The organism is Nostoc sp. TCL26-01 (genome assembly GCF_013393945.1).
GTDB lineage: Bacteria > Cyanobacteriota > Cyanobacteriia > Cyanobacteriales > Nostocaceae > Trichormus.
In genome coordinates this window covers 1682668-1709220 of sequence record NZ_CP040297.1, presented here as the reverse complement: position 1 = coordinate 1709220, position 26553 = coordinate 1682668, and the positions used below count along the sequence as shown (strand labels likewise).

The 26553-nt window shown below is 41.4% G+C and carries 19 protein-coding genes and 1 tRNA gene; 9 read left to right on the top strand and 11 right to left on the bottom strand.

Annotated features, from left to right (window positions below; all coding sequences use genetic code 11):
• Positions 1-8: 8 nt before the first annotated feature.
• From FD725_RS07260 to FD725_RS07230, 7 genes are all read right to left on the bottom strand, one after another.
• Entirely contained in the window at positions 9-3206 is a 3198-nt protein-coding gene (locus FD725_RS07260; protein ID WP_179047499.1) for a CHAT domain-containing protein, read from the bottom strand.
• Between the two features lie 167 nt (positions 3207-3373).
• Positions 3374-5074, bottom strand: a complete 1701-nt coding sequence (locus tag FD725_RS07255) for a C25 family cysteine peptidase (RefSeq protein WP_179047498.1) — start codon at positions 5072-5074, stop codon at positions 3374-3376.
• A 32-nt stretch (positions 5075-5106) separates the two neighbouring features.
• Positions 5107-6468 (bottom strand): hypothetical protein, encoded by a 1362-nt coding sequence (locus FD725_RS07250; RefSeq protein ID WP_179047497.1) that lies wholly within the window; start codon positions 6466-6468, stop codon positions 5107-5109.
• A gap of 415 nt (positions 6469-6883) precedes the next feature.
• The gene (locus FD725_RS07245) at positions 6884-8614 is read right to left on the bottom strand and encodes a diflavin flavoprotein (RefSeq protein WP_179047496.1); all 1731 of its coding nucleotides are present in this window, start codon (positions 8612-8614) and stop codon (positions 6884-6886) included.
• A 162-nt stretch (positions 8615-8776) separates the two neighbouring features.
• Positions 8777-9289 (bottom strand): phosphate-starvation-inducible PsiE family protein, encoded by a 513-nt coding sequence (locus tag FD725_RS07240; RefSeq protein ID WP_179047495.1) that lies wholly within the window; start codon positions 9287-9289, stop codon positions 8777-8779.
• A 148-nt stretch (positions 9290-9437) separates the two neighbouring features.
• Complete coding sequence (locus tag FD725_RS07235; protein ID WP_179047494.1) at positions 9438-11168, bottom strand: diflavin flavoprotein; 1731 nt, start codon at positions 11166-11168, stop codon at positions 9438-9440.
• Positions 11169-11814: 646 nt separating this feature from the next.
• Positions 11815-12309: a NifB/NifX family molybdenum-iron cluster-binding protein gene (locus FD725_RS07230; RefSeq protein WP_179047493.1), complete on the bottom strand. Its 495-nt coding sequence runs from the start codon at positions 12307-12309 to the stop codon at positions 11815-11817.
• A 347-nt stretch (positions 12310-12656) separates the two neighbouring features.
• Here FD725_RS07230 and FD725_RS07225 point away from each other — a divergent pair, with 347 nt between their 5' ends.
• From FD725_RS07225 to petJ, 6 genes are all read left to right on the top strand, one after another.
• On the top strand, positions 12657-13556 hold the full coding sequence (locus FD725_RS07225; RefSeq protein ID WP_179047492.1) for a carbohydrate ABC transporter permease: 900 nt from the start codon (positions 12657-12659) through the stop codon (positions 13554-13556).
• Positions 13553-14389 (top strand): carbohydrate ABC transporter permease, encoded by an 837-nt coding sequence (locus tag FD725_RS07220; RefSeq protein WP_179047491.1) that lies wholly within the window; start codon positions 13553-13555, stop codon positions 14387-14389. Before FD725_RS07225 ends, FD725_RS07220 begins: the two co-directional genes overlap by 4 nt.
• 341 nt (positions 14390-14730) lie before the next feature.
• The gene (psbV, locus tag FD725_RS07215; protein WP_179047490.1) at positions 14731-15222 is read left to right on the top strand and encodes a photosystem II cytochrome c-550; all 492 of its coding nucleotides are present in this window, start codon (positions 14731-14733) and stop codon (positions 15220-15222) included.
• Positions 15223-15408: 186 nt separating this feature from the next.
• Positions 15409-15894 carry a photosystem II cytochrome PsbV2 gene (gene psbV2, locus FD725_RS07210; RefSeq protein WP_179047489.1) on the top strand — a complete coding sequence of 162 codons (486 nt, stop codon included), beginning with the start codon at positions 15409-15411 and terminating at the stop codon, positions 15892-15894.
• A 258-nt stretch (positions 15895-16152) separates the two neighbouring features.
• Entirely contained in the window at positions 16153-16572 is a 420-nt protein-coding gene (gene petE / locus FD725_RS07205) for a plastocyanin (protein WP_179047488.1), read from the top strand.
• Positions 16573-16864: 292 nt separating this feature from the next.
• On the top strand, positions 16865-17239 hold the full coding sequence (gene petJ, locus FD725_RS07200) for a cytochrome c6 PetJ (RefSeq protein WP_179047487.1): 375 nt from the start codon (positions 16865-16867) through the stop codon (positions 17237-17239).
• A gap of 165 nt (positions 17240-17404) precedes the next feature.
• On the opposite strand, the gene FD725_RS07195 is transcribed toward petJ, so the two are convergent.
• Complete coding sequence (locus tag FD725_RS07195; RefSeq protein WP_179047486.1) at positions 17405-18850, bottom strand: hypothetical protein; 1446 nt, start codon at positions 18848-18850, stop codon at positions 17405-17407.
• A 527-nt stretch (positions 18851-19377) separates the two neighbouring features.
• On the opposite strand from FD725_RS07195, the gene FD725_RS07190 reads away from it, so the two are divergent.
• Positions 19378-20073 (top strand): triacylglycerol lipase, encoded by a 696-nt coding sequence (locus FD725_RS07190; protein WP_179047485.1) that lies wholly within the window; start codon positions 19378-19380, stop codon positions 20071-20073.
• 175 nt (positions 20074-20248) lie between these two features.
• Complete coding sequence (locus tag FD725_RS07185) at positions 20249-20890, top strand: cytochrome b N-terminal domain-containing protein (RefSeq protein WP_179047484.1); 642 nt, start codon at positions 20249-20251, stop codon at positions 20888-20890.
• Here the strand turns inward: FD725_RS07185 and FD725_RS07180 are convergent.
• The gene (locus FD725_RS07180) at positions 20857-22776 is read right to left on the bottom strand and encodes a sodium:proton antiporter (protein ID WP_179047483.1); all 1920 of its coding nucleotides are present in this window, start codon (positions 22774-22776) and stop codon (positions 20857-20859) included. The two genes, FD725_RS07185 and FD725_RS07180, sit on opposite strands and share 34 nt — an antisense overlap.
• A gap of 479 nt (positions 22777-23255) precedes the next feature.
• Between FD725_RS07180 and FD725_RS07175 the strand changes: the two genes are divergently transcribed.
• Positions 23256-23328, top strand: a tRNA-Glu gene (locus FD725_RS07175).
• 122 nt (positions 23329-23450) lie between these two features.
• On the opposite strand, the gene FD725_RS07170 is transcribed toward FD725_RS07175, so the two are convergent.
• Both FD725_RS07170 and FD725_RS07165 read right to left on the bottom strand, forming a co-directional pair.
• Complete coding sequence (locus tag FD725_RS07170) at positions 23451-24053, bottom strand: SRPBCC family protein (RefSeq protein ID WP_179047482.1); 603 nt, start codon at positions 24051-24053, stop codon at positions 23451-23453.
• A complete protein-coding gene (locus FD725_RS07165) occupies positions 24022-26046 on the bottom strand; it encodes a GAF domain-containing sensor histidine kinase (protein ID WP_179047481.1) in 2025 nt (674 codons plus the stop codon). The genes FD725_RS07170 and FD725_RS07165 overlap by 32 nt, the downstream gene beginning before the upstream one ends.
• Positions 26047-26553: the final 507 nt, after the last annotated feature.

The window sequence follows — 26553 nt, the reverse complement described above, 5'->3', positions numbered from 1 at the left end:
TTTTGAATTTATTTAATATCCTGCCATTGAAAGTCCCGCAAAATAAAGTAGACATTATTATTAAAACTAGTAATAGCACCTATATTAGGGATATTTTTACTGTATGCTTCCCATAATTGAGGATAAATTTCTAAGTCAAATACACCCCCAACTACGATAATTCCCACAGGATTAGTAGTGGCTTCTTTGGGGATATTAGTTGACCAATCATAGATAGCATCTTCAGCAGTATACTGCATATCAAATGCAGCCTTAACATAATAAACACCTGTTTTTTTAGGTGCGGTAAGGATGAATTTTTCTTTTCCTTGTTTTTCTCCGGTTTCGATTTCATCATCCATGATGCAATCTGCTTCTTTCGCATCAGCAATACCTACTACAATTTGGTGAATTGCCGTGCGGAGATCATCTTGTTTATTACTGAGGAAAAAGTATTTATATTCTGTAATCCCTTGAATTTTCTGTCCAGGAGATGTGAATACAACATTGGTTTTCTGTTGCAAAGTTAGTAATACTGTACCGATAATAGTTGCCGCAGATGTGCCAAATAGTAAAATCACGGCTAAGATAGCACATCTTAAGATCAATATTCTCTGCTTACGTGATTTATCTTCCTTGTGTTGGCGATCGCGCAATTCTCCACAACTAATCACATAGTCAGTCTCTAACTGATTGAGCAAACTGGTGTGTTTGGCTAAAACTTGAGCATCTTCTAATCTTCCTCCCCGATGCACCAAATAACTTTCGTCTTTTTGCTGCTTTTCCCAATCCAAAGCTGCTTGACGAATAGTCTCTCGCAGTTGGAGGTTAACACGGTTTTCATCCAACCAGTTCAGTAACCTTGGCCAGTAACGAATTAAAGCTTCGTGGGCTACTTCTACCTCTTCCCGATCGCTAGAACTGTTGATACTTGTCACCACCAGCCGCGCGCCTTCACCAGCCAAGCGTTGCACCAATTGCTTAGTAATTGCCAAATCACCACCAGCCGGGACTAACTCATCTAGCCAAACTCGTCGTCTGGTGTCTCGCCGTTTTTCCCCTTGCACTGTGTTTTCATCCAAGCGGGTTAAGCGAATAAAAATATTTTTAACTTGTTCTTGTTCTGGGAGTGAGAGACTATTGTAAACTTCATCGGCAGTTTGAGCGATCGCCATATTTACCCCACCGATGGCTTCATACTCCCCAGCCCGCAACCATCTACCATGTCGCCGCTTCCACAACTCCAGCAGTGCGTGTTGTAACAACGGCATAGCACCCGGTTCACCTTGGACATCATCTAAAATCGCATTACTCAACCCCGCTTCAAACCGTAACCCCACCTGGGCTGCTTGCAATTCCATTGCTTTCCGCAATTCCATCGCATCCATCGCCCCGATTAATTTTTGTCTCGGTTCCATCAAATCTTGCAAGTTGCGATAAGAAGCACATTCCCCCCAAAAATCTGCTCGCATGGTGACGATGACTTTTTGGTGGGGAACCAGACTTAACAATTTTTCGATGAAAGTCACTCGCTGAGTTTCATCTGCACAGAGGGTAAATAATTCCTCAAATTGATCGATGACTAGTATGGTAGCTTGACCTGAGACTTGGGCAAAACTAGCTTGTAGTTGCTCAATCGGGTTACTACTAGGTGTCATGTAGACTGTGACTAAACCGGGTTGCTGTTGTTCTAGCACTGGTATCAGTCCCGCCAAAACCACCGATGACTTACCACTACCAGAAGCCCCCAACACCGCTAAGAAATTGTCTTCCCTCAACTTTTGTTGGAGTTGAGCGATTAATTGTTCACGCCCAAAGAAAAACTCCCGATTTTCTACACGGAAAGGATATAAACCGAGGAAAGAACAACGCCCATCATAGCTTGGTGGTTGTTGACCTAATGCTAAAGCATGGAAATGTAAATCAAGTACTTCCTCGCAAAGATTATTTACCTCTGCTAAAACCTGCTCTCGTTCTTGGAGAGCTTGTTTACTCAAGGCTGTAGCATCTGCCCCTAAAGTATTTTCTAACTGCTGGGCTTGCTCAGTCAACTTTTTGGTGAGAACAGGCGATCGCTCTGGTAATAACTTGAGAAGACACTCCAAACCATACTTAATTTCCGCATTCGTCAATTCTCGGTCAAGTTGGTCGCTAAATAATGGTCTTCCCCCCAGACGGCTAAACAGTGCCGGTACAGAAATATCACCACGCTCGGCTAAAGAGGCTGTAGCCTCATGTAAAGCTGAGTCCACCTCACCCGACTGTCTTAATTGGGAGTAAAATTTCTCACTCAGAGCTTGGGCTGTCTTAATCGTCACTTTCTCCGTCATCGCCACCACCGCAGGCATACCCAAATCCCGCACTAAGCGCTGTCCCAATCCACCCAATGCGCCTTCTGCCTCTGGGCTAGCACTTTCACAAGTACAGAGAAAAGTAAAATGGGGTAGTCCTTTTGCTCCCCGTAAAGTCCGCATTCTTTCAATTAATCTGGTAGCTGTGACTACCTCAACCGTATTATCAGCCTTTGCCCAATAGAGAACAGTTTCGCCATCATCCATCACCCTACCGTGGCTGACAACGTGCAGCATAGTATACTGCTTAGTTCTGTCAGTGAGTTGAGTGCAAAGGTCATCGAGAGTAGGTAAACCGATCGCACCATCAACAGTTGCCAACACATCTGTGGGAATCTCCCCCAAAGCCGATCGCACACTTTTGACAGTAGATTCCACATCAAATGTGTCTAATTTATACTTACGAGAATCCGATGGACTAGCTACGAGAATGAGCGATCGTAAATCCCGTCGGCCAATGGGCGGAAAAAGTCGGTCAGTAATCGCCGGAATATAAAAGGAAAAAGGCACTCGCTGGTTAATAGCTAAAATCTGCCAATCACCATCAATCGGAGCGCAAAGCCTTTCCCAGCGTAAAGTCCTCAGTTCCTTCTCTTTCGCTTCCAGAAACAGCAATACCCGCAATGTATCTTGACTTTGACTCAGTGCCTTAACAAAAGCATCCCGCATCTCATCCCGCAGCAATGCTTTTCCCAGAAATGTCCCATAATCCCCCACCTGTCCCAGCAGACTAGTTAAATGCTGCAAATCTTCACTAGTCAGACAGAGATTACCCTCCGATCGCAATGGTAAGAGAATACCCGGTTGGCTATACTCTCCGACAATAGGCCAGCTATCTCCCGATTTACGTTGGATAGTAATCTCAAATGTGTTCATTGGTTGGGGATTGGGGATTGGTGAGTGGTGACAGCTAACTACCCGAATTTCTCACGAAATTTATAAAACCGAAGCCCAGAGGCTGTAGGGGCGGGTTCACAAATATGCTTCAATCATTCACGAATATCTCATGAACCCGCCCCTACCGTTTTGTGAGAAATCCAGGACTACTGACTCAACTTCTTTAAGGCTTCAAATAAACTAGTTGCGGCTGCAACAGTTGTTTTGAGTTTGTCTGCTTGATTAGCAGGAGTCTTTTCAACTGTATTGACAAACAGTTCTAGAGCTTGAGTCAAGTTTGCCTGTGCTTGCTGGAGAACCGATACTTCAGATGTTTGCAGTGAGATATCTGCTGTTGTTGGTGCGACTGGCAAATTCACCTTTTCCATAGTCGGACGTTCACCAGCACCCTGAACTTCACCAACTACCAACCGCACAGCCGGATCACCGATAATGGCATAACTGCGAGCATCGTTATTTGCAGTCCACATCCCAGCCACAGCCGTAGGATTAACAGTCGCACCATACTTAATTTCTTCCAATTCCGAACTCAAATCAGAAGAGAGTTCCGCATAGCGTTCATTAAAATACTCAACAGCTGAACCAACGGGATGACCTTCTAGCAAGCGCTTGAGAGTACTTTGGAAAACTGCCAACTGTTTACCAGTCCGTTCCCACACAAAAGAACAACCCCAAGCTCGTTCCACATGACCAATCACAGCTAACGCCCCACCATTGGGATGACTTAGTAGCCGTCTGGGTAATGGCGCGATAAAGGCATTGGGAGCAATAGCTAACCTTTCCCCTGAGCCTTTTTGGTGCGCGAATTCATCAAAACGGGGTGTACCAGCACCATAACAAGCAAAGTGGAAAGCGATTAGCCCTAACAAACGAGCATCACTACCAATATCATCAGCAGAGAAGTAAAAATCTTCGGGAATTGGTTGTTTCCATTGACGTGGCCCTGGCCAGTCCTGACATAACAACGCGCCTTGATGACGTAATTGTTTCTCATCTCCATTGGGGAAACCCATCCCATGACTGGCTGTAAATAACAAACTGGGTGTTTCATCGCCACCTAAAAGTTTTCCCAACCGGGCTTTAGTAGCTTCTTCGGCTAGTAAGGTATTGACTGTCCAGTTGTTATCTTTCTGGTCATCAGCCATCCATTCTGCTAAAGGCTGAATCAAGTTCTGAGCGCTGAGTTGAGTAGCTGGGTCAGCATCGTTCCGCACACCAAAAAAGCTAGCCCGACGAGGTAGTGAGAAGTTACCTGTTTCTGCCAACACCACACTCCGAGCGTATTGGGCATACTCTTCTGGTGTATCGAAGTAAATCCGCCCTACCGCATATTGCACATCAAGTTGGTACTGAAAACGATAGGGTATGGTTTCTGGGTCGCCCACAATTAGCAGGTAATAGGGCATCTTATCAGGGTCGGCTGGCCCTGGCCCGACTCCATGACGAGATAAGAATTGATTTTTGGATTCTCCTGGACGATAACCTTTAGAACCAACGTATTCCTGATAATAATGTTCGTGGTTTTTGGCAGCTTGTTTTTGCCGATGTTCTAATAATTCTTTCAGGGCTACTTTAATTGCTGGGTCGGCATTATAAGCGAAAATCACTCCCCAACCTGTTTCTGCCAAGTTTTTGGGATCTACTCCTTCTATCGGCGCAAAGTCTGGTTCTAGACCTTTGACGTGTAGATCCTTTTTTTGCAATTCGCTAATTTCTATAGGGTCAAACTCTTCTCCCTGAGCCATCCTAGCTACTTGTTCTGGTGTCAGAGGAGGCAACAAATAGTCTCCTGATGCCCCATCAATGCCATTGAAATATAGTTCTTTTGTCAGCTGTTCGATACTCATATTTTGTGTGCCTTTTGAGGATTGCTATCTAGTTAAATACCGAAAGCTGCTGACCAGACAGCATGAGCTACTTCTGGTCTGTCAATTGCATTGTGTGACCCCATAAAAATATCGGCATTGGGGTCAAAAATATACTCGCTACTGTCTAAGTTGTAAATTTTACGTGGCTGGAAATTGTAGGTTTCTTCCAGAGGACGCATGACATCATTCTCAATGTTTAAACCTGCGCCTTGAATCCCGAAAATACCAACTCCCCCAACATCAGGTAGTTTTGGCACACTACCCACATGAAAGTCTATATCTTGACCACCAAGTAATCCCAAGTTTCCAGTGATTTTATACCCTAACTTGATAGCACTATCATAGTCAGATTGAGTAGTGACAATAGGGCCAGCTACTTTACCCTGAGCAATGATGGGGTGAAAGTAACCCGCAAGATTTTTTCTATGGGGGATAATTGGGCAGAAAGACCAGAGTGACAAAGCACCTTGAATTAGCACCAGTGAATTAACTGGACGAATCAGGGGGCTATTTTTTTGACTACCTGCTACTGTCGCTGAGACAAAGATACACCCGAAACTGTGTCCTATCAGATGGAATCGCACATTGTCTGCTGCTACTCGTTGGAGTCGATTTAACAAATTGTGACCACTGGTTCCACCGAGTTTCCGAGCGCGTTCTTTCATTTTCCAGAAAGATAACAATCTAGGTAGATTTAAAAATGAATCCCACGCTGATTTTACGTTGTCACCAAAACCGAAGCTAACATTTTCGGTTTGCTCTGCCAAACTAGTTTGATAAATACTTTCCGGATCTAAATTTAATGGTTCGTTTTCGCTCCAAGTGTCTATATCTTCGCCTTCACTAGTCAAAGAAGCTTCTTTAATCAACACCTCATAAGCTTGACGTACTTCTGGTGGCAAACTATCAGGAGCAGCATCATATTCCACGGCTGCGGTGAAAATTGTTCTGAGTGCTTCTCTAGCAGCTTCAGTATCAGCTATATTTTGGGCATAGCTATCAATTAAATTTTCTTGAGAATTTTCTGTTACATCAAAAGAAACTGTTAGTTTTTCATCACCCCAAGGTTTACTTGGCCAATGGATACCTATTAATAAAGGACGAAATTCTGGTCGGACTTGTTGGATTTTGGCGATATCAGCCTGGGTGTCAGCCATAGCTTTAATCCATCTATCGTACTGATTTCGCGCAGCCGGAACATCACCCATCCATCCGTGGCTAATAAAAAAGACATCCGTGATAGGCTCTGTAGATAAAATGTCTATTAGCTTTTGGCTGATCAGATTTCCTGTTTCATCCCGTTCTTTGCCATCAGCATCAAAAGCAATCAGATAGTAATTCAAGGATGTTCCGATTACAGTTTCAAGTGGCATATATAAATTGTGTGATAGTGGGCAATGTGAATTGCACTGAAGTTTGTACTTCAGCTTTTTGGCACTTTAATTGTGCGCCGACGATGAATTAATTAATACTTCGTTTTTAGTTATAAATGCTCAAATTATTTTTCAGGAATGCTGTAACATTTGTTAATATATGACGGATGGGACTTCTTAAATAATGTTTTAATCCTTATAACAGATATAAATCAATAAGGTTCAGTTAAGAGGAAAAGTAGGTTGGGTTGACGTAAGGAAACCCAACACCAATATCCATACTGGATTTTTAAGATCCATGTTGGGTTGCGCTGCACTTAACCCAACCTACTTTCAATGCACTATTTTAGCCTTGCCACACCACTACAAGTACTGAATTTTATTCAAAAATCAAATCGGATTCCTATATCTGGATTTAAATATGAGTGCCTGATTTACGATGTTCGATCGCAGTCACACCATCCGTTGCTAACACTTCTCCTTGATCAACAACGGCATAAATTAACCATCGATCGCCACATTCCAGTTGGTTGGTAACAGTACATTCTAGATAAGCTAAGGCCTCATTTAGAATTAAACAACCATTATCAGCAGTTTTTGTTTCTAGGTGGGAAAATGGATTATCACCTAATGTGCTTTGACGAGAAAAATAGCGACGTAAATTTCTCCCTTCTTTGAGAATATTCAACACAAATTTATCTCCAGGATGACGCATTAAATCTGCATTTTGCTCTTTCGCCACGGCAATCATAATTCCTGGTGGATTAAAAGTTGCTTGGGATATCCAAGAAGTTAAGATACCTTTATGAGTGTCTTGATCGAGCGTTGTGACTACACATAGAGAACCAATAATTCTCCCTACGGCTTGTTCAGTACGGTCTATTTTGGCTTCGGGTATTACTTGACGAGGAGTACGTAATTTTTTAGTTTTCTTGAGGGTTTGGGCAAAATTTGTACCAGCAGTTTGACATTGCTGGAGAATTTCTAGTGTAGGACTAAACCGAACTCGGATGGTTTCAAATCCTAAACGGTAATTGGCATCTTTTAACTTATTTTCGATTAAATCTATAGCTTCACCACTCCAACCATAGGAACCAAACACCCCGGCTAATTTGGTTTTGGCTACCGTTGAAAGGATTATACCTAAAGCTGTTTGAATTTGTGTTGGTGCATGACCACCTAAAGTGGGGGAACCAATAATAAATCCATCACAAGCTTCAATTATACGGGTAATTTCGGCTGGTTCTACCAGTTCACAGTTGATAGACTCGACATTGACACCATTGGCAATCAAACCTTGAGCGATCGCCTGAGCTAAAATTCCTGTATTACCGTAGGCAGAAGTATAAAGCAAAGCCACGCTTAAATCTTGAGATTTCTGTCCCTGACACCATTGGCGATAATCATAGCTAAAACGACTCAGGCTATAACGCACAACTGGGCCATGACCAGGAGCATAACATCTGGCTGGTAAAGCGGCTAATTTATCTAAGGCAGCTTCAACTTGTTTAGCTTGGGGTGCGTGCAGACAGTCAAAGTAATAACGACGTTCTGCGTCTAACTTTTTCCAATCCTCATCAAATAAGGTATCTTCGCAGATATGCGCGCCAAAAAACTTGTCTGTGTAGAGAATTTTGGTTGCAGGGTCATAAGTACACAGTCCATCAGGCCACCGGGGAGTGGGAACAGTAGCAAATGTTAAATGATGCCCTTGTCCTAAATCTAAAGTATCCTCAAAGCGTACTGCTTGAATGCGTGATTCCCATTCTGGAAAAGTCGTTTTGAGGGCATTCGCAGCAGGACGAGAGCAAATTATAGTAGCTTGCGAAGCTTGCAAAAGTAACTCTTCTAAAGTTACTCGACGGTTGGGGTTGACGTGACCAAGAATAATGTAATCGAGTGTAGTAAGGTCGAGATGTTGGGCTAATTGCTGGAGATAAATGGCTGTGAAAGATTCCCCAGGTGGGTCAATTAACGCTTTTTTGTCAGCTTGGATGAGATAGGAATTAGCAGTCGTTCCCCGTTGACGGGAATACTCAACTTCAAATTTTAATCTTTCCCAAGTACGCGATCGCAATATCAAAGTATGTTCGCCAATCTCGGCAACTTGTACATCTCTAGGACGGCTGGAAGTGATGGTAGACATAATAGTGAGTAATGAGTGATGAGTAATGAGTGCTGAGTTGTGAGTGGGGAGAGATGGGGAGAGGGGGAGAAAGAATCTATATAAGTATTCTCCTCTTGTCCCCTTGTCCCATTTTGAATTTTGAATTTTGAATTGATTTGTCCTCTTCCTTGTCCTCTCTCTTCAACGTCCGTTACTTTGTGATATTTCTGCCTGATGGCGTTCTTTGTAGCGCTTGGATATTTCGTGTTCTGGGTCAATACCATCAAAGGTGGGGGGTAGCCAAACTCTTAAAACTAGTAAGATTCCTAAAACTAATAGGAAAGCACAAGTTGCTAAAACTTGACTCCAATTTGTTTCTAGTACGCCTTTAACAATCACTTCTCGTAAGGCGGAAACAATGGAAACTTCTACAGCTACCCCGATAGATATGCGTTGTTCTTGCAAGTAAATAATCAGCAGTCGGAATAACTCAACTAAGATGAGCAGAAACAAGATATCAGCCGTGACTAAATGAAAGTCTAGAGGTGGAAGTAGGGAAAGAAACATATCTCTCACCTGAATCACCATGAAGCTGAATAAACCCATACACAAGGAAATGATGATGATATCTTGAATCAATTCTAAGGTGCGAACAATGCGAATCCGATTAGTTTCATACTGAGAAAGTGGGTTTTCATCGACAGATTTATACATGGTTTTTTAAAAGTGCTGAGTGAGGGAGTGATGTTAGCGGAAGCGGGGCGTTTAGCCCGTGCTGAGTAAGAGTGAGGGAGTGAGTGAGGGAGTAAAAATTGCTAATGACTATTGACTAATGACTAATGACTATTGACCAATCCCCAATTTAATAATGATTACCAACTTTGCGATGATGAACTGCGGTAAGTCCATTGACGTTAGCAACTCTACCGGTTTGGACTGTGCTGTAGATAATCCAGTGGTCGCCACAGTCCATGCGGCTGGTGATTTCACATTCCATATAAGCTAGGGCTTCTGCGAGGATGGGAGAACCGTTGTTGGCGGGATAAGTTTTAATACCAGCAAAACGATCTGCACCGGGCGCAAAACGCTTGAGGAAGTGTTTCATCAATCCTTGATAGTTATTGTCTTCCAAAACATTTAAAATGAAGCGATCGCCTAATTGCATCAAGGATTCAATGGCTCGTTCTTTAGCCACAGCAATAGCTACACCCAAGGGATTTAAGCTGGCTTGTGTCACCCAAGAAGCAAACATCGCACTTTGAATTTCGCCTTTTTTGGTAGTGATAATGTATAAACCAGTACTAATCCGTCCCAAGGATTTTTCTAAATCTGTGTTGATGGATTTGATTTGTTTAATTGTGCGATCGCGGGTTAACCATTGCCCTAAATCTGTACCAGCTTCTTCACACAATTGTTCTGTTGTTTGTGTGGGAGCTTCTTTAATTAAAATAGGTGTGAAAGCTTCAACTAATCCCAATTCTTGAAACTTATTTCGTAAGGGATAAACAGGTTCATCTTCACCCCCACCAGATTCTAATAAACCAATTGCCTGTTTGTGATGTACCGCAGCTAAAATTGTACTTAAAGCCGCTTGAGCCGTTGGGGAAGATTGGGATGGCATAGCAATTACTAAACCAGCAGCCTGAGACACTAATTCTCTCACTTCTTGGGGTTCAGCGCTATTCAAATCCATCAATTCTACTGCTACACCTATTTTGCTGCACCCATGCCCTAAAGTATGCACTAAACGCTCACCATAACCATAATCTTCTGCATAGAATAAAGCAACTAAAGTTTCTATTTTAGCTTGTTCTAAACTCCAGCTTTGATAACGTCCTAAACATTCGGAAATATTATGTCGGAGTAAAACCCCGTGTCCTGTAGCTACTGTATTAATTTGTAAGTTTTCAATGCGTTTTAAAGCTGCTAAAACTGAACGCGCATTCGGCCCCATCAGACAGTCATAGTAATATTTAAAATCTTCTTCGATGGCAAAGAAATTCTCATCATATGTATGGTCATCACAATAGTGCATCCCAAACACATCACAGGTGTAGAGAATACCTGTCTTGTGGTCATATGTCAAAATTGTGTCCGGCCAGTGTAAATTAGGTGCAGATACAAACTCTAATTCGTGACCATTGCCTAAATCTAAACGCTCTCCACTTTTCACCAGTATAGATTTAAATGGCTGGTGAACCATGTTTTCTAAAAATTGAATTGCTACTTTAGCACCAACAACGGTGATAGAAGGCGCTAATTGCAGAATATCCTTAACTAAACCGCTATGGTCTGGTTCGGTGTGACTAATAACTAAATAATCTATGGTGCTTGGATCAATTAATCCTGCAACTACCTGAAGATATAATTCCTCAAATTTGCGATGAGAAGTATCAACTAAAGCAATTTTCTCACCTTGAATTAAGAAAGAGTTATAGGTCGTTCCATTACGTAAACCAAACTCGATATCAAATCGCTCTCGATCCCAGTCTAGGCAACGAATAGCAGTTGTTTCTGGCGCAATTTCTACCGTTTGAATCGTCAAACGTCCTTGATTCGCTACAGCTTGAGCGTGTTCTGTGAGTGCAACCATTGGCTTTATCCAAACAATATTATTTTCAGTTAAATATTCTTCTTCTTATATTGAACTGAAAACCTCATTTGGTAAAATGCCAATTTCTGAAGGTATTGATTAGCAATCTTTATTATTTATTCACATTGATTTAGGATTGATAATACTTGATATTAAGCATTGAGTTTATTAGGCATCATTGATATGACTTATGATAATCATCAATTCCATCCCTTATTCCTCTGTGTCCCCGTGTCTTTGTGGTTAGAAATTTTTTACCACGGAGACACTAAGACACAGAGTTAAGAAGTTCAAACACTTTACTTAGGTGAGCGTATTTGTGGTGTAATCATTAAAAAAGCAATAATCATCAATACTTCTAGAGGAATGAATGAAAATTTAATACTACAACACAAGCATAATAAACCAAGCAGTATAATAATTAATTGCCATATTTGATTGGTTATTTTTAGACTAATTCCCAAAAATAATATAGCTAATCCCATAGCAATGAATGAATATAAGAGCATACTTGCTTTAAGTACTCAAAATGATTTTACTGTTAGTATAAAACTGAAGAAAGTGTAGATGGGATATGAAGCGAATAATCCCATCTATGTTTTACAAATGGCTGGATAGTATTCCAGCAGTGAAGTTAAGCCATATCTTAGTTATTTTGTTGTAGAGCCTTACGCAACCAAGGTGGAGGATTACCTTTGAGAGTTTCTACTAATTTATTCAAAAGATAAGCTATGTCTTCTTGCTCCGAACGTGGTTTGACTGGCATTACACCTTTTTTAATTAATTTAGCAGCCGCAGTACCGCCAATTGATGCAACATACACAATTTTACAATCAGATAAAGCTGCTAATTTCTTCGCTATTTTATCATCACTTTCGCCATCTTTGTCTTGAGATTTTGGTGTTTCTGCTTTTTTGGCTTTTTTGCAATCACTTTTATTGTGTTTGCAATCATTGTCATTGTTTTTCGATGTGTCTTCACTATTTACAGAGCTTTCACCTTTTTTTTCTTCCACATTAAAGTTAAGAGTTTCGATAAACTCATAACCTTGATCTGAGATTTCGTAAACGTCAATTTCCTGCGCCCAACCAAAGTGAGCATTGACATTAACTCTGTCACTTGTCGCAAATGCTATTTTCATTTCTTGTCTATGCTGTGTAAGTTTAAACCTTGGCAATTAACAACTAGCAAGTCGGCATCCGCAGATCATGATTCCAAATCCCCTAGAACCCTGACAACAATCAATGGCAGTTATTCCAGGTTCTTACTCTTTATCTTATGCTCAATTCCCACAGTGGTGTTAGGACTAAATGAACTTTTGTGCTTAATTTATGGAAAAAATTTAGATATTTGATATTGCAAATAGGTTTTGAGGATGCAATGGTATGAAAAAATCACCCGCATGGTCTCTACAATTCAGTAACCTTTTTCCGCTAGGATCAAAATCATGTGCTATCCACAGCTACAACTAATTAAATTGTGTTGCTAATGAGACGACTACGCAACAATCAAAGATGGAATCTCCCAGACAGTTTTTTTGGGTATTTATTCATGATGCCTACAATTTTGGTGTTGGGAGCTTTTGTCATCCTACCTATTCTCTATGCTGTTTTTTTATCTCTCAATAAGGTGCAACTTTTAGGTAACATTGAATATCAGTTTATTGGATTTGGGAATTTCCGTCGATTGGTAGATGATAATTTAGTTTGGATTGCCTTGAGAAATACAGCAGAATATGTAGCAATTGTTGTCCCTACTCAAACTGCTTTAGCTCTAATTTTAGCAGTAACTTTAAATTCGGGAATTCGGGGTAAAAACTGGTGGCGTATACTATACTTTTTGCCCACAGTCACTTCTTCAGCCGTGTTAACACTCATCTTCATGTGGATTTACAACACGGATGGATTATTAAATGATTTTTTAGCTTTTTTACGACTACCTACTTATAATTGGTTGGGTGATCCGGCTGTGGCGTTGAAAGGGATTATGCTGATGAATATCTGGTCAACAGCACCATTTTATATGGTAATATATCTAGCTGCATTACAAGATATTCCCAGAAAACTATACGAAGCTGCCGAATTAGATGGGGCAAATTGGTGGCAGCAATTTATTTATATTACTATTCCTTTACTCAAACCTGTAACTTTTTTTGTGGTGGCGGTGGGAGTTATTGGGACTTTTCAATTATTTGACCAGTCTTATATTTTTTCTGGTGGTACTGGTGGTCCAAATAATGCAACTTTGACTGTAGTATTGCTGATTTACCAAATGGTATTTCGCTATTTACAGATGGGATATGCTGCGGCGATCGCTTTTTTACTCGCAACAGTTATTATCATCATTACTTTGATCCAACAGCGATTTTTTGGAGGTGCAAAAGTGTGAATAAAATCTCTGGCTTTTCTTGGCTGAAGATAATTTTATACTTTTTCGTAATTATCTATGCAATTATCACTTTAATTCCTTTTGTGTGGGCAATTTCTGCATCATTTAAACCTTTATCAGAAATTGTCAGTGGTGAGCCAAATTTTTTACCTAAAAATTTTACTCTTAACAACTACAAGCAAATATTTCTCCAAGAACCATTATTTTTGCGTTGGCTATTTAATAGTGTTGTCATTGCTGTCAGCGTCACTGGCTTAAATTTACTGTGCAATTCAATGGCTGGTTATGCTTTAGCCAGACTGCGTTTTGTCGGCAGAAATTTTTGGTTCTTCTTAATTCTGGCAATTTTGGCAGTACCAGCACAAATTACCCTAATTCCCACCTTTTTGATTTTAAAGGCGATGGGTTGGCTCAATTCTTATCAAGGCATGATTGTGCCGAGTATGGTAAATGCCACTTTCATTTTTATGATGCGGCAGTTTTTCGTCAACTTCCCCCAGGAATTAGAAGAAGCAGCCCAACTTGATGGTTTAAACACCATAGGCATTTTTCGTTACATTATTTTACCTCTCGCCAAACCAGCACTGGCAGCCCAAGCAGTCTTTGTCTTCATGGGTAGTTGGAATAATTTCTTGCTACCCATAGTCATTCTCTTTGATCCAGAAATGTTCACTCTCCCCTTGGGTTTAAACACTTTTAAAGGTCAATACATCAGTTACTGGAACTATATTATGGCAGCTTCTATGGTGTTCACTCTGCCAGCTTTAAGTATTTATGCCTTTTTCAACCGCTACTTCATTCAAAGCGCCACCTTCACTGGTGGGAAAGGGTAATTTTAGTCAATAGTCATTAGTCATTAGTCATTAGTCATTAGTTTTCCTAATTGTCGTCGTCTTCCCTTGTTCCCTTGTCCCCAGTACCTGATCCCCAGTCCCCAATTTTAGGCAACAAATTGCACTCCTAACATGATATTGGTATTACAGCGACTCAATCTCTATATACCAGTTAGCGAACATTATGGGTTTTATAAATCTAGCAATCGCCTCTGGCGGGCGGGTACGCCATCGCATATATAGCACACTACAGTGTCACTGTAGTCAAAGCGTTATCTCTATAGAGATTGAGTCTGACTTTATTTAGCTGTGTTGAGCGTCAAAAACTTTAAGGGGAAACAATGTTTAGAAGACTGATTGGCGTTGTTGTAGTGGCTGTTTTGCTGACGTTTCAGTTGATTGTCGGTAGTGCAACAGCTTTGGAACTGGATAAAGCTACTCGGACAGTACCATTAAATGCTGACGGTGATACAATCACACTTAGCCTTAAACAAGTAAAAGAAGGCAAACGTCTATTTCAATACGCTTGCGCCCAATGTCACGTTGGTGGTGTTACCAAAACCAACCAGAATGTCGGACTAGAACCAGAAGCACTGGCATTAGCTACACCCAACCGGAATAATATTGAAGGTTTGGTGGACTACATGAAGAATCCCACCACTTATGATGGGGAAGACGAAATTTCCGAAATCCACCCCAGCATCAAGAGTGCAGATATTTTCACAACCATGCGAAATCTGAAGGATGATGACCTAAAAGCGATCGCTGGTCATATTCTCTTACAACCAAAAATTCTTGGCGATAAGTGGGGTGGTGGTAAAATCTACTACTAAAGGTAGTAAAATTGACTGAATAATGAGTGCTGAGTGCTGAGTGATGAGTCCTGAGTGATGAAATAAAGGAGTTCGTGGAAGACTGTTAAGTAAAATGCTTAATCTTTTCTCTGTAAATCCTCCACCACACAGAACTTAGAACACAGTACTCAGAATCTTGGCCATAAATAAACTTAAATAGTTTGTATGCGATTCTTGGCTCGATTTTTCGTTGTAATCTTTTTTGTCCTCATCTATGGCAGCATTAGCTTACCTGCTCACGCTGCCAAAATTGATCCTTATATAATCCGATACCTACATATCACTGAACCAATTGCTCTAGAGATAGATGGAACGGGTCATACTCGTCTGTTCTCACCACAAGAATTATCTGATGGTAAACAGCTTTTCGAGAGCAACTGTATTAATTGTCATGTTGGTGGCGCAACTCTACCAAATCCTCAAGTGTCTTTATCACTAAAAACACTCCAGACTGCTAATCCTCGACGCGATCGCCTTGACAATCTCGTGGCTTTTATGCGCCAACCTATGACTTATGATGGTAGTCAGGAAACTTATTGGTGTCGTCAAATATCACCAAGTTCATTATCACAGCAGCAGGTAGAAAGTTTAGCAGCTTTTGTACTAACAGCCGCATCTCAGGCTCCTGGTTGGGGTACAGAGAATTTTTAGATATTTTCAGTTTGGTAGCTTTGATAAAGAAAAAATAAAATTTTTACTAGTTTTTTATCTAAAATCTTTCTTTACCCATAAATTTTTTAGTGCGATGCAATTTCATGCCTGATTATTGCTGAGGGCAAAACTTTTTGCTGTTGATTTAGCCCCCACACTAAAAAAAATTTTGCACATCTACGACATATTGTCATATTTGGTGTTGATTTTATTTAAAATGAAATAGGAAAAATAAAAGCTACTAGTTAGGAGAACGCCATGAAATTAATTGCTGCAAGCTGGCGGCGCTTTACCTTAGCCGTATTAACAGTTTTTTTAGTTATTAGCAGTTTTGCTGTGTTTACACCCACTGCTGCGGCTGAAACCTACCAAATAAAACTGGGTAGTGATAAAGGTTTGCTAGTATTTGAACCTGCAAAGTTGAAAGTTAAACCAGGTGACACAATTGAATGGAAGAATAACAAAGTTCCTCCTCATAACGTTGTGTTTGATGCTGGCCAAAACCCAGCTAAGAGTGCTGATTTAGCTAAATCTTTATCTCACAAACAGTTGTTGATGAGTCCTGGACAAAGCGAAAAAACCACCATTCCCGCAGATGCACCCGCAGGTGACTACACCTTCTACTGCGAACCTCACCGTGGCGCTGGGATGATTGGTAAGCTCACGGTTGAAAGCTAGAAAAAACATCCCGGTTGCAGCTAGATGACTTAGCTGCAAATCAGCTAAGAGCCGTCATAATGTAATTGTGGTGACAAGTTTCCTGACTATCTCAATTGACCAAGGTACTGTGGCCAAGTTAGGAACAAGCTTGTCACCGTAAATTTTGCCAAAATTTTCCTCAGTTACTAAGTCTCAAAATAACTAGTACTTTGTGATACAGAGTACACATAGCGATTAGCTCCTGCGAATGTAAATATTATCTTGTGGCTGCTGCCAGTCCTAAAATATTTACTTGTAGGAGTTTTTTTAGATGCTAGAGCCTGATTGTGAGGAAAATATCTTGAGAATTTTTTTATTAGTATTTGTATTGGCGATCGCTATACTTAAACTTATATTTATCCCTCCAGCCCTAGCCGCCGAGGCTTCTATCGGCGCAAAAATTTTCAATAATAACTGCGCCTCCTGTCACATAGGCGGCGGGAACATCCTGATCTCCGAGAAAACTTTACATAAAGAAGCATTATCAAAGTACCTGGAAAATTATGCCGAAGACGCAATTCCGGCAATTATCCACCAAGTACAATACGGTAAAAATGCTATGCCGCCCTTTAAAGACAAACTCACCGAACAAGAGATTCTAGAAGTAGCAGCTTACGTTTTTCAAAAATCAGAGCAAGGGTGGTAAGGAGAGGATTGGTGGGGATTGGGGAGATGGGAGAATCAATTCAAAATTCAAAATTCGTCTTGGAAAGTTAGGCGGGACGGAAACCGACACCGCCTACTTTCCGCAAAATTCAAAATTAGGAATTATCACTCAGCACTCAGCACTCAGCACTCCTCCTTGGATATTTCAATTATCCCCTTGTCGTTGTTGTTGCTGTTGTCTGGCTTCACGCAACCTTTCCAAAAGTTTTTGACTCGATTCCAAAGAGGAAGACAACTCACTATTACTGTTGCTGGTTGTTGGTTCAGGCGTAGGTTGGATAGTGGTTTCTGGTGTTGGTGTTGGTGTTGGTGTGGACTCTTTTTTGCTGGGTTGGAGTTGTTGACGTAAAGGTTTTAAAGGCACAACTGGTGAGGGTGCTGGTTGATTACCATTGACTAACGGTGTCGTCGGTTGTTTAGGAATGACGACAGCAGGAGTTTTGTTTTCATCAACGACAGTATTGTTAGCGTTGTTTTGAAAACGTAAGCTAAATGGATAACGACTGATTTGTCGTCCTCCTTTAGGAGCATTTTTGATAAAATACTCTCTGGCTTTTAACTGCAATTCTGGCGACACTGACTTATCTTGAAATTTGATATCTAAAACTTTACCTTCAGTATCAACCACCAAGAAGCCTAAAACCGTACCATCAATACCTGGTTTATCGATAGGGACTGTACCACGAATCACCGCTTTTTCTTGAGAAGAGGGATACTCTTGCTGGAGCGCTTTTCTCAGGCTTTCATAGGAGTTTACTTGAGCCACCAATCCTGTTTCTGATCTGTTAACAGGTAACTCAGGCGTTTTGATTGTTGAGCCTTGTTGCCACTTAGGAATATTTTCACCAGAAAAAGCTAAATTATCTCCGACTTTGGGAGTTTCACCGATAGGTGCTACCTGTGGTTGGTTGGCTACTAGTGAACCATCATTGTTAGGCTCTGTTGTAGATGGTGTGGGAGTGGCAGATGGATTTTCTGGCAAATCTTCTGGTATTTTACCTGCATTTAATTCTGGCAATCTATCTACAGGCAGAGGTTTAGATGCTTCTGGTACGACTTCTCTTTCATTAAAACTAGGAGGGGTTGTAGGTGTGAGTTTTTTACCATCTGCATTGAACCCAGAGTTATCAAATCGGAAATCTCTCCGAGGTGTCATCTGTAGCGGCTGACCTTGAGGTAAAGAAGTAATGCGGTAATTACCAGGTGCTGTGGCAATGGGTGGTAATGCGATGGATGAATTGATTGGCGGTGGTAAAGGTGGTAACACACCTGTTTGCCCATTCAAATTCGGTGGATTAGTCAGCTGTGGTTGTTGCGGAAATTGCTGTTGTAGAGATGGTAGTTGTGTTTGCGGTTGCAGTGCCAACTGATTTGGATCTGAAGTTTGTGGCAAACGGCTTTGATCTTCTTGGCTCAGTTCCAATACACCAACTGGTTTTGGTGTTGCTTCTTTCGACTTATTGGCATCTACAGGCATCAATGGCACAATCAACGCGATCGCACCGTGGATACCAAGAGAGGCTATTGCCGCAATCCCAGTTGGCTGGCTTAAAAGTTCTGGTATATTTTTTAACAGGGAGACGTAAGACATAGCTTTTATCGTTCACTCGGCTCGGTTGCAGTTGACTAGCAAAAAATTTTATTTTGATGGCAATAAATGCGCCCTTTTAAAAATAATAACTGTCTACGATGGCACTCAAATCACAAGAATTGCCTCTTTTTTAACTCTTTAATTTCGATGATTCACTCAGAGTTTGTCAGTAGCAGATATAAAAATATCTAATCAATTGACAAAACTGCCGTTCTTTGAATTTGGTGATTTTCAGTATCAACTCACTGCTCCTAATGAGTTGCACCATCCAAACTTACACATAAGGTAGTGAGTAGTAGGAGCGATCGCATCAGTCTAAATGGGTATATATCAGCAGACAGAATTCATTCTACTTTAGTGCCATAAAATCAACCCACCTCTAATGACCCCATACACCCTTAATTTCCTCAAGTCTTGGCAAGCCGCGCTATCCTACCACATGAGTCTATTCTAAAAATGTGGCCTGCTTTGCTATTTCTTGCAGCGCTCATGGCTAATTATTTCCCACCCAACAACCTTAGCTGAAGATGCCATTACCCACAGTCATTGTACCGGGATATTTAGAAAGTGCGATCGCCTATCAGCAACTAACCCAATCATTAAAACAGTTCGGTTTTCCCACAGTTACAGTACCCTTACTGCGGCGTGATTGGTTCCCGTTAATTGGCGGTAGATCAGTCACACCGATTGTGCAGCAAATAAATCACACTGTTAAACAAGCCTTACAAGAACATAACACCACTCAAGTTAACTTGATTGGTCACTCTGCTGGTGGCTGGATTTCTCGCATTTATTTGGGAGAAAAACCTTATGCTGCCAAAGGTCAGATACTATCGTCTGTATGGAATGCTCATCCTCTAGTGGCCACTCTCGTCACTCTCGGCACACCCCACATTAGCCAAGAACGCTGGACACGCTGGAATCTAGATTTTGTCAACAACAATTATCCTGGTGCTTTTTACCAAAATGTGCATTATGTTTGTGTCGCAGGCAAAACTATTCTTGGAGAAAGGCGACGCGGTTCTTGGCTGGCTTACAGTAGCTATCAATTGACCTGTGGTACAGGTAATACTTGGGGTGATGGTATTACACCCATAGCAGCAGCTCATCTAATTGGCGCAACAAATCTCGTGATTGATGGAGTACGCCATTCTCCCCGCAGCCCTGGGATTTGGTATGGTTCACCAGAACCATTGAAGAATTGGTTGGAGTATTTAGCTTGAAAAAGAGTGGGGGATGTGGGTTGGGTGAAACGTTGTACAACTCAAGACTTTGATTTATTGGGGAATTTAGATTAAAGAAATCAATTATTTTTATGAGAAATACAAATATATTAATATTTCTTAAGTTAAAATTTAATAAAAATACATACTAAGCCAACAATGGGAGGGGTGAGCTATGCAAAGCACCCAATTTGATAGAATTCTGCGACGAATAGCAACGATATTATCGGTCGTAATTCTTTCCCTGTGCCTGATCTATGTGTCTACGGGAATTTTATTATCTTTCTATTACGAACCGACGGCAGGCGGAGCTTATAGATCATTAAAAATGATTGATACACAAGTAGCCTATGGTTGGTTATTCCATAGAGCGCATGATCTGGCGGGAAATGCCATGATTGTCATAGCCCTGGCACAAATTGTTGTCATGTTCTTGGGTAGACAATTCCGTAAAAGTTGGTTGATTGCTTGGGTAAGTGGCATTTTGTTTACCCTAAGTGCGATCGCTCTTGATTGGACAGCAATGATTTTAGACTGGACTCAAGAAGGATACTGGCGTTTTAATATCGAGTTAGGCAATATTGAAGCGATTCCTCTCATCGGTACACAACTGCGAGATATCATCACAGGTGGTGGAGCTATTAGCAGTCTCACAGTTCTGCATCTAGACACTTTACATAATTACCTGATTTCCCCTGTTGCCATAATTTTGGCAGTGATACATTTAGCAGCCTTAATTTGGCAAGAACGGCAAATGTATACAGAAGTCATAGAGGATCTGGATCAAATTCCTGGAACCTCACTAGCGGAAAGTTGAGGTAATCTTGCCAAAGGTCGTTCTTCCACTTCTGGCAACTTTTCTAGAACTAGCGGTGTGGATTGACTAGCACCAGATAGACGTTTTAATAAATTCGGTCTGGGATCGTGTAACAAGTAGATAATGCGATCGCCTACTTCCCAGTCTTGGTTGGCTGGTAAAATTTGTAGGCGTTCTGCCCTTTCTACCAACAAAGGCACTAATACCCCAGCCCGAATTTTGTCTTGGATATGCCCCTGTTGACTAGCAAATTCCGATGCGTTGAGGGTAGTTGTACCCAATTTCACCCGTCCATCATTTACATATTCATTCCAAGTTTTAATCGCTAAATCTGAGACAAAAGCTTGCTGAATTTTACTATTAGCAGCACCATTCGCTTGGGGATCACGGGGAAAAACAGCTAAAACTCGTGGGGGATTAAATTCCTCAGATGCTCGTTCTGCTAAGACAAAATTGACCTCACCATTACTAGTCATCGCTAAAAAAGTTCCCATAGAAGCTAGTCCCGCCTCTGCTAAAACCTCACCATCCAAGGCACTACTGGCAATTATGCGAATGTTTTGCGCTTCCGCTTGGGCGACACATTCAGGATCAGTGTCAATGAGGACAACATTTTCCCCCCGTTCTTGAAAGAATCGCGCAATCAACAAACTCAACGGATTGCAACCCACAATCACAGCCCCTTTAGCTTGTTGTGACGTGATTTGCAAGCATTTTGCCACCCAACCTGCTGTCAGTCCTTGACAAACCACCGTCATAATAATGGTCAAAAAGACCAAAGCTTTGATCGCATCACCACCATTGATCCCACGCTGGGTTAACAAAATCGCAAACAAAGAAGCAACCGAAGCCGAAACAATCCCTCTAGGGGCAACCCAGCTTAAAAATAGCTTTTGTCGCCAGTTTAAATCACTATTCCAAGTACACAACAAAATATTGATCGGGCGAACCACCATCATCAGCACTAAAACCGTCCATAAACTCCCCCAACCCAAAGCAAACACACTAGCAATTGACAAATCAGCCGCCAGGAGAATGAAGAGTACAGAAACACCTAGCGTCGTCAATTGACCTTTAAAACTACGTAAAGAACGTTCCTCCGGCACAGAGGAGTTAGCAAATACAATCCCGGCAACCACAGTTGTCATCACCCCCGCTTCCGAACGAATCATTTGCGCCAGAGTAAACAGACTCCACAAAACAGCCAAGACCACCAAATTTTTCAACTCAGATGAGAGAAAATTAGCGCGTTTGAAGATTAGACTCATGAAATAACCTCCAGCCGCCCCAATCGCCGCCCCAACCCCCAACCGCATGATCAGACCTATAATCGCATTAACTGGGTCTGCATCACCGTTAACGATGGTATCTAGGACAACGAAAGCGAGGATAGCCCCTACAGGGTCAATCAGCACACCTTCCCCTTCTAACAGCGTCGCCACTTGCCGATCAACATTAATTTGTTTCAGCAGAGGGCTGATCACCGTAGGCCCTGTCACTACGACGATAGAAGCGTAGAGAAAAGCAATATTCCAAGGAAACTCACCCAACCAGTGAGCCGCCATACTCCCTCCCAGGAGAGTAATCAACGTTCCCAAGGTGACGAGCAATTGTAGACTCAGAGAAACTCTACCCAACTCTCGCAAATCTAAATTTAGTCCACCCTCAAACAGAATGATTGCCGTTGCTAGAGCAACAATCACTTCTAGCCCCGTGCCTAGCAATTGGGGATGTAACAATCCCACCCCATCAGCACCAAGCACAATACCCAACAGCAGCAATAAAACGATACTAGGTACACGCAAATACGCCGCCAAAACTTGTGCGCCAATGCCTGCAAACACAGCGATCGCTATCTGTACAGTGACTTCAAATGATGCTTCCATAGGGGAGATTTTGAGCTATTCCTTTCAAAATCCTTTGTAAAGAACAGTAAACAACATTTTTACAGGTTACAACATTAGACCATGTATACCTGGAAAAATTTAGACGTTTTTTCATACCTAGTTGTTCACAACACTACATTTGTAACTGATTAGCCAGAGAAAGTGAAGATAATAGATGGTCAATGGTCAATAGTCATTAGTCAATGGTCATTAGTTATTGGTCATTGGTCAATAGTCATTAGTCATTTGCCTTGTCTCCTTGTTCCCTTATCCCCTTGTCCCCTTCTCCCATTTTGAATTTTGAATTTTGTTAGCGCAGCGTTAGCGAGTCCGCGATAGCGCAGCGTTAGCGACGCAGGAGCGTCGCGTCATTTTGAATTGATTTGACTCCCTCCCTCCCCCCGTCCTGCTGTTTTTTTCACCAAGGCTATTGACACAACCTAAAAAATCCGTTAATTTATAAAAGGTCTGAGATTGATGCCCCCATCGTCTAGAGGCCTAGGACACCTCCCTTTCACGGAGGTAACGGGGATTCGAATTCCCCTGGGGGTATTTAAAAACCTAATAGCAAAACGCAGAAAACTTACAAACCTCCTTTCATCTTCTGCGCTTACCTCAGCATGCCTCTGCGTTTAAAAAAAGCTCCCTCAAATCATTTTGAGGGAAACTTAAACCTAAACACTGATCTGAGCTAAATGCTCAACACGCCGATAAATCGCCAGCAAGTTAGCCTTTAAATCAGTACTAAGACGACGCTCAACAATAGCGATGGGCATAGTCATCCTTGGCCAAACTTGAATGGTGTAGCAGAGATTAGTCCCACTCACCTCACCAACTCCCAGAGGTTCCAGACACCAACTCCCCGAAAAACCCTTAAAATCTCCTTCTACCATCTGGAAATTAATTGCGTTTGGGAAGCATTCTTGCAAATCCAGAACCACGCGGGCGCAAAAATTAAAATTGAGTAAACGCTGAGAGCCGATTTGTTCGAGTCGGATACCGCCGTTGGGATGATCTAGTACACAACTCTTAGCCAAGTTGGGAATAAATTCAGCTAAGGCTTCATAATCCGTCAATACCTTCCAGACTTGTTCCACTGGTTGAGGAATGTGGACTCTGGCAGTAATCTGCCGTTGTCGTTCGGCAATTTTCTCCACTTGGATTTCTACAGATGGCAAATTATCTGCATCTAATTCGCCATCGACATCAGAGTTAAATTCCAAGTCTTCTGTGGTGTTGTATTGTTTAGTCACTTTCAGAATATGGTTTGCTTTCATCAGAAAACTGGGGCAAAGTCAGAGTGAAGCAGATTTCGCTCAGTTGAGAATTAGGGATAGGGGTACTCTCAACAGCGATCGCTCCATTTAAGTGCTGCACCAAGGACTTCACTAAAGCTAGTCCCAGTCCTGTCCCTGGAGTCCAGCGACCTCCTCTACCGCGACGGAACCTATCAAATATGTAGGTAGCCTCTTCTTCGGAGATGCCACGTCCTGTATTCGTCACTTTGATCATAACTTGATCGACAAGTTGATTAACTTGGTGACTAGTGTGCAGGTGAATGATAGTATCACGCTCTGAGTACGTATGAGCATTATTTAATAACTCTTGGAGGATGCGGTCAACACTCTCCAATTCTGTTTGCAGCTTTAACGGCTCATTTGTAATGTCTAAATTTATGGTTAATCCTTTACTTTCCAGTCTTGGAGCTAAAGAATTGCTTATTTCTTTAATTCTGGTATTTAAATCAATAGTTTCAAAGCGTGGTGGTTCTTGCTCTGACTCTAACTTTTGCAGCATCAGCAAGTCATTGATTAAATTAATTTCCTTAGTACATTCGTTTTCGAGAATATCTAAGTATCTTCCTTGGCGTTCTGGAGTAATTCCCGGTAAACGTAAATTCTTAATCGACATCCGCATATTTGTCAGGGGATGACGCAAGCGATCGCTGATATTGCTGATAAATTCATCTTTAAACTGGTTCAGTTCCCGGAGTTGTTCTACATATTGCTTTGTTCTTTCACGCAATCTGTTTTGTAATTCCAGGCTACTTTGCAATTTTGCTGTCCGTTCGTCTACTAGAGTTTGCACTTGCCGCAACGTTTTTGATTGAATAATGGCATTGCTGACTTGAGCGCAAACCATTTCTACTAAGTTGAGTTCGGCTGTTTGCCAGTTACGTGCCACAGATTGCTGTAGCACTAAAAAACCGAGGATTTTACCTTGATTTTCCAGTGGCATTAACAATACAGCTGGCAATTGGGTAATAGAAAACAGTGGGGCTACTGTAGAAGTATCTTGTAGATGAGTGTAATCGTTAATAATAACTGGTCTTCCCGGCTCGACAAACACCCGTTGACATAACCCACAATCAGCCAAGAAGAAAGATTCAGATGAGATATCAGAGGAATTAGTTTTTTCCCGTCGCCACTCACCGACAACATCAGCTTTGGCTTGGGGAATTTGTCTTCTCGCTGGAGTTCTAAACAATGGATCTGTATACTTCAACAGGATGAGTAAACCCCGATCTGCTTGTAAAGATTCGGCTGTAGATGCTATTGCCAGTTGGAGCATTTGATTTAACTCCAAGTTGCTACGACTTAATACAGTTAATTGTCGAATTAAACTTTGGTGTTGGTTGCTCTTTTGTAAATATTGTTGCTGAGAAGCAATCAACTGTGCTTGTGTCACTTGAGAGAAAGCGATCGCACAAGACGATTCGATTGTCTTGAGGATTTGTTTTTCTGACTCATGCCAATCATAAGGTTGGAACTTAATCAGACTAATTACACCATTATTTATCCCACCAAATTGAGTCGGTATGGCTAAAACTGCCTTGACTGGTAAAGGTAAATTTTGACATCCAATGGCTAAACTCTCGCGGATGACAGAAATCTCATCGATACTGCGTGGTTCTGCTGCACATTGCAAAACTAGTAATTCCATGAGAAATCGTTCCATTGAGAACATTTCATGGGGAAGCGGTATTCCTAGATATTCATCAGAACACCAACTAGCGGTTGTAGGTTCGGTTGATTCATCGTTAGTCACTGTCACCAAGCAGCAACAATCTACATTTGCGGCAAGCCCTACCAATTCGGCAATTTCTTGCAGCATCAATGCCGTTGCTCGACTATTAGCAATGATGTGATTAATCTTGTGTGCCAACTCTGGGGCTGTTTGTTCCTGATGCTGCATCAGTTTGACTGGGTATGGTTTTAGTCGCTCTGGGTGTTCGGGGGACTGTGGCGGCAATAATAAACGCTTTTTCATTTCTAATATGCTCTTAAATAATGACCCCATTGTTTATGCACCCAACTTTTTGGCATATTATTCACCGTTAGTTGTGTAGCTGCACCTGATAGATGGGAAATTTTTGATGAAAATTTTCTACCATCTGTTATAGCCCCTTTCTATCCCAGATGACCAAGTTACCAGTGTATTAAACTAATTTATACATAATCTATAATTGTTTTCCAAGTTTACCAGAATGCCTTAGCCAAAGGATATTTGGCTGGATAGTACAGAACCGATAAAATGACTTGGAATCAGAATATCTTGTTTATAACTATACATAAACCGTAATTTCTCTGGATTTCAGACCCTAATAGCGTTTCGACTAACCGCATTAGTACTGTTGAAGGAACATGGGTTTAGGGGTGTAGGGGAAGCAACAGTGGTGCTTTCATTTATTTTTTGAATAGAATAGAGATAATTAATAAAAAAATATTATTTTAATATTTAATTTCATTGGCTTGATATCAGATGAAGTGGTAGACG

Bases quoted from the DNA above. Each gene is read 5' to 3' on its own strand.
- FD725_RS07235 (WP_179047494.1), bottom strand. From the start codon at position 11,168: ATGGTTGCACTCACAGAACACGCTCAAGCTGTAGCGAATCAAGGACGT.
- FD725_RS07250 (WP_179047497.1), bottom strand. From the start codon at position 6,468: ATGCCACTTGAAACTGTAATCGGAACATCCTTGAATTACTATCTGATT.
- FD725_RS07240 (WP_179047495.1), bottom strand. From the start codon at position 9,289: ATGTATAAATCTGTCGATGAAAACCCACTTTCTCAGTATGAAACTAAT.
- petJ (WP_179047487.1), top strand. From the start codon at position 16,865: ATGCTAGAGCCTGATTGTGAGGAAAATATCTTGAGAATTTTTTTATTA.
- FD725_RS07255 (WP_179047498.1), bottom strand. From the start codon at position 5,074: ATGAGTATCGAACAGCTGACAAAAGAACTATATTTCAATGGCATTGAT.
- FD725_RS07190 (WP_179047485.1), top strand. From the start codon at position 19,378: ATGCCATTACCCACAGTCATTGTACCGGGATATTTAGAAAGTGCGATC.
- psbV (WP_179047490.1), top strand. From the start codon at position 14,731: ATGTTTAGAAGACTGATTGGCGTTGTTGTAGTGGCTGTTTTGCTGACG.
- FD725_RS07165 (WP_179047481.1), bottom strand. From the start codon at position 26,046: ATGAAAAAGCGTTTATTATTGCCGCCACAGTCCCCCGAACACCCAGAG.
- FD725_RS07245 (WP_179047496.1), bottom strand. From the start codon at position 8,614: ATGTCTACCATCACTTCCAGCCGTCCTAGAGATGTACAAGTTGCCGAG.
- FD725_RS07180 (WP_179047483.1), bottom strand. From the start codon at position 22,776: ATGGAAGCATCATTTGAAGTCACTGTACAGATAGCGATCGCTGTGTTT.
- FD725_RS07195 (WP_179047486.1), bottom strand. From the start codon at position 18,850: ATGTCTTACGTCTCCCTGTTAAAAAATATACCAGAACTTTTAAGCCAG.
- psbV2 (WP_179047489.1), top strand. From the start codon at position 15,409: ATGCGATTCTTGGCTCGATTTTTCGTTGTAATCTTTTTTGTCCTCATC.
- FD725_RS07230 (WP_179047493.1), bottom strand. From the start codon at position 12,309: ATGAAAATAGCATTTGCGACAAGTGACAGAGTTAATGTCAATGCTCAC.
- FD725_RS07170 (WP_179047482.1), bottom strand. From the start codon at position 24,053: ATGAAAGCAAACCATATTCTGAAAGTGACTAAACAATACAACACCACA.
- FD725_RS07260 (WP_179047499.1), bottom strand. From the start codon at position 3,206: ATGAACACATTTGAGATTACTATCCAACGTAAATCGGGAGATAGCTGG.
- FD725_RS07225 (WP_179047492.1), top strand. From the start codon at position 12,657: ATGAGACGACTACGCAACAATCAAAGATGGAATCTCCCAGACAGTTTT.
- FD725_RS07185 (WP_179047484.1), top strand. From the start codon at position 20,249: ATGCAAAGCACCCAATTTGATAGAATTCTGCGACGAATAGCAACGATA.
- petE (WP_179047488.1), top strand. From the start codon at position 16,153: ATGAAATTAATTGCTGCAAGCTGGCGGCGCTTTACCTTAGCCGTATTA.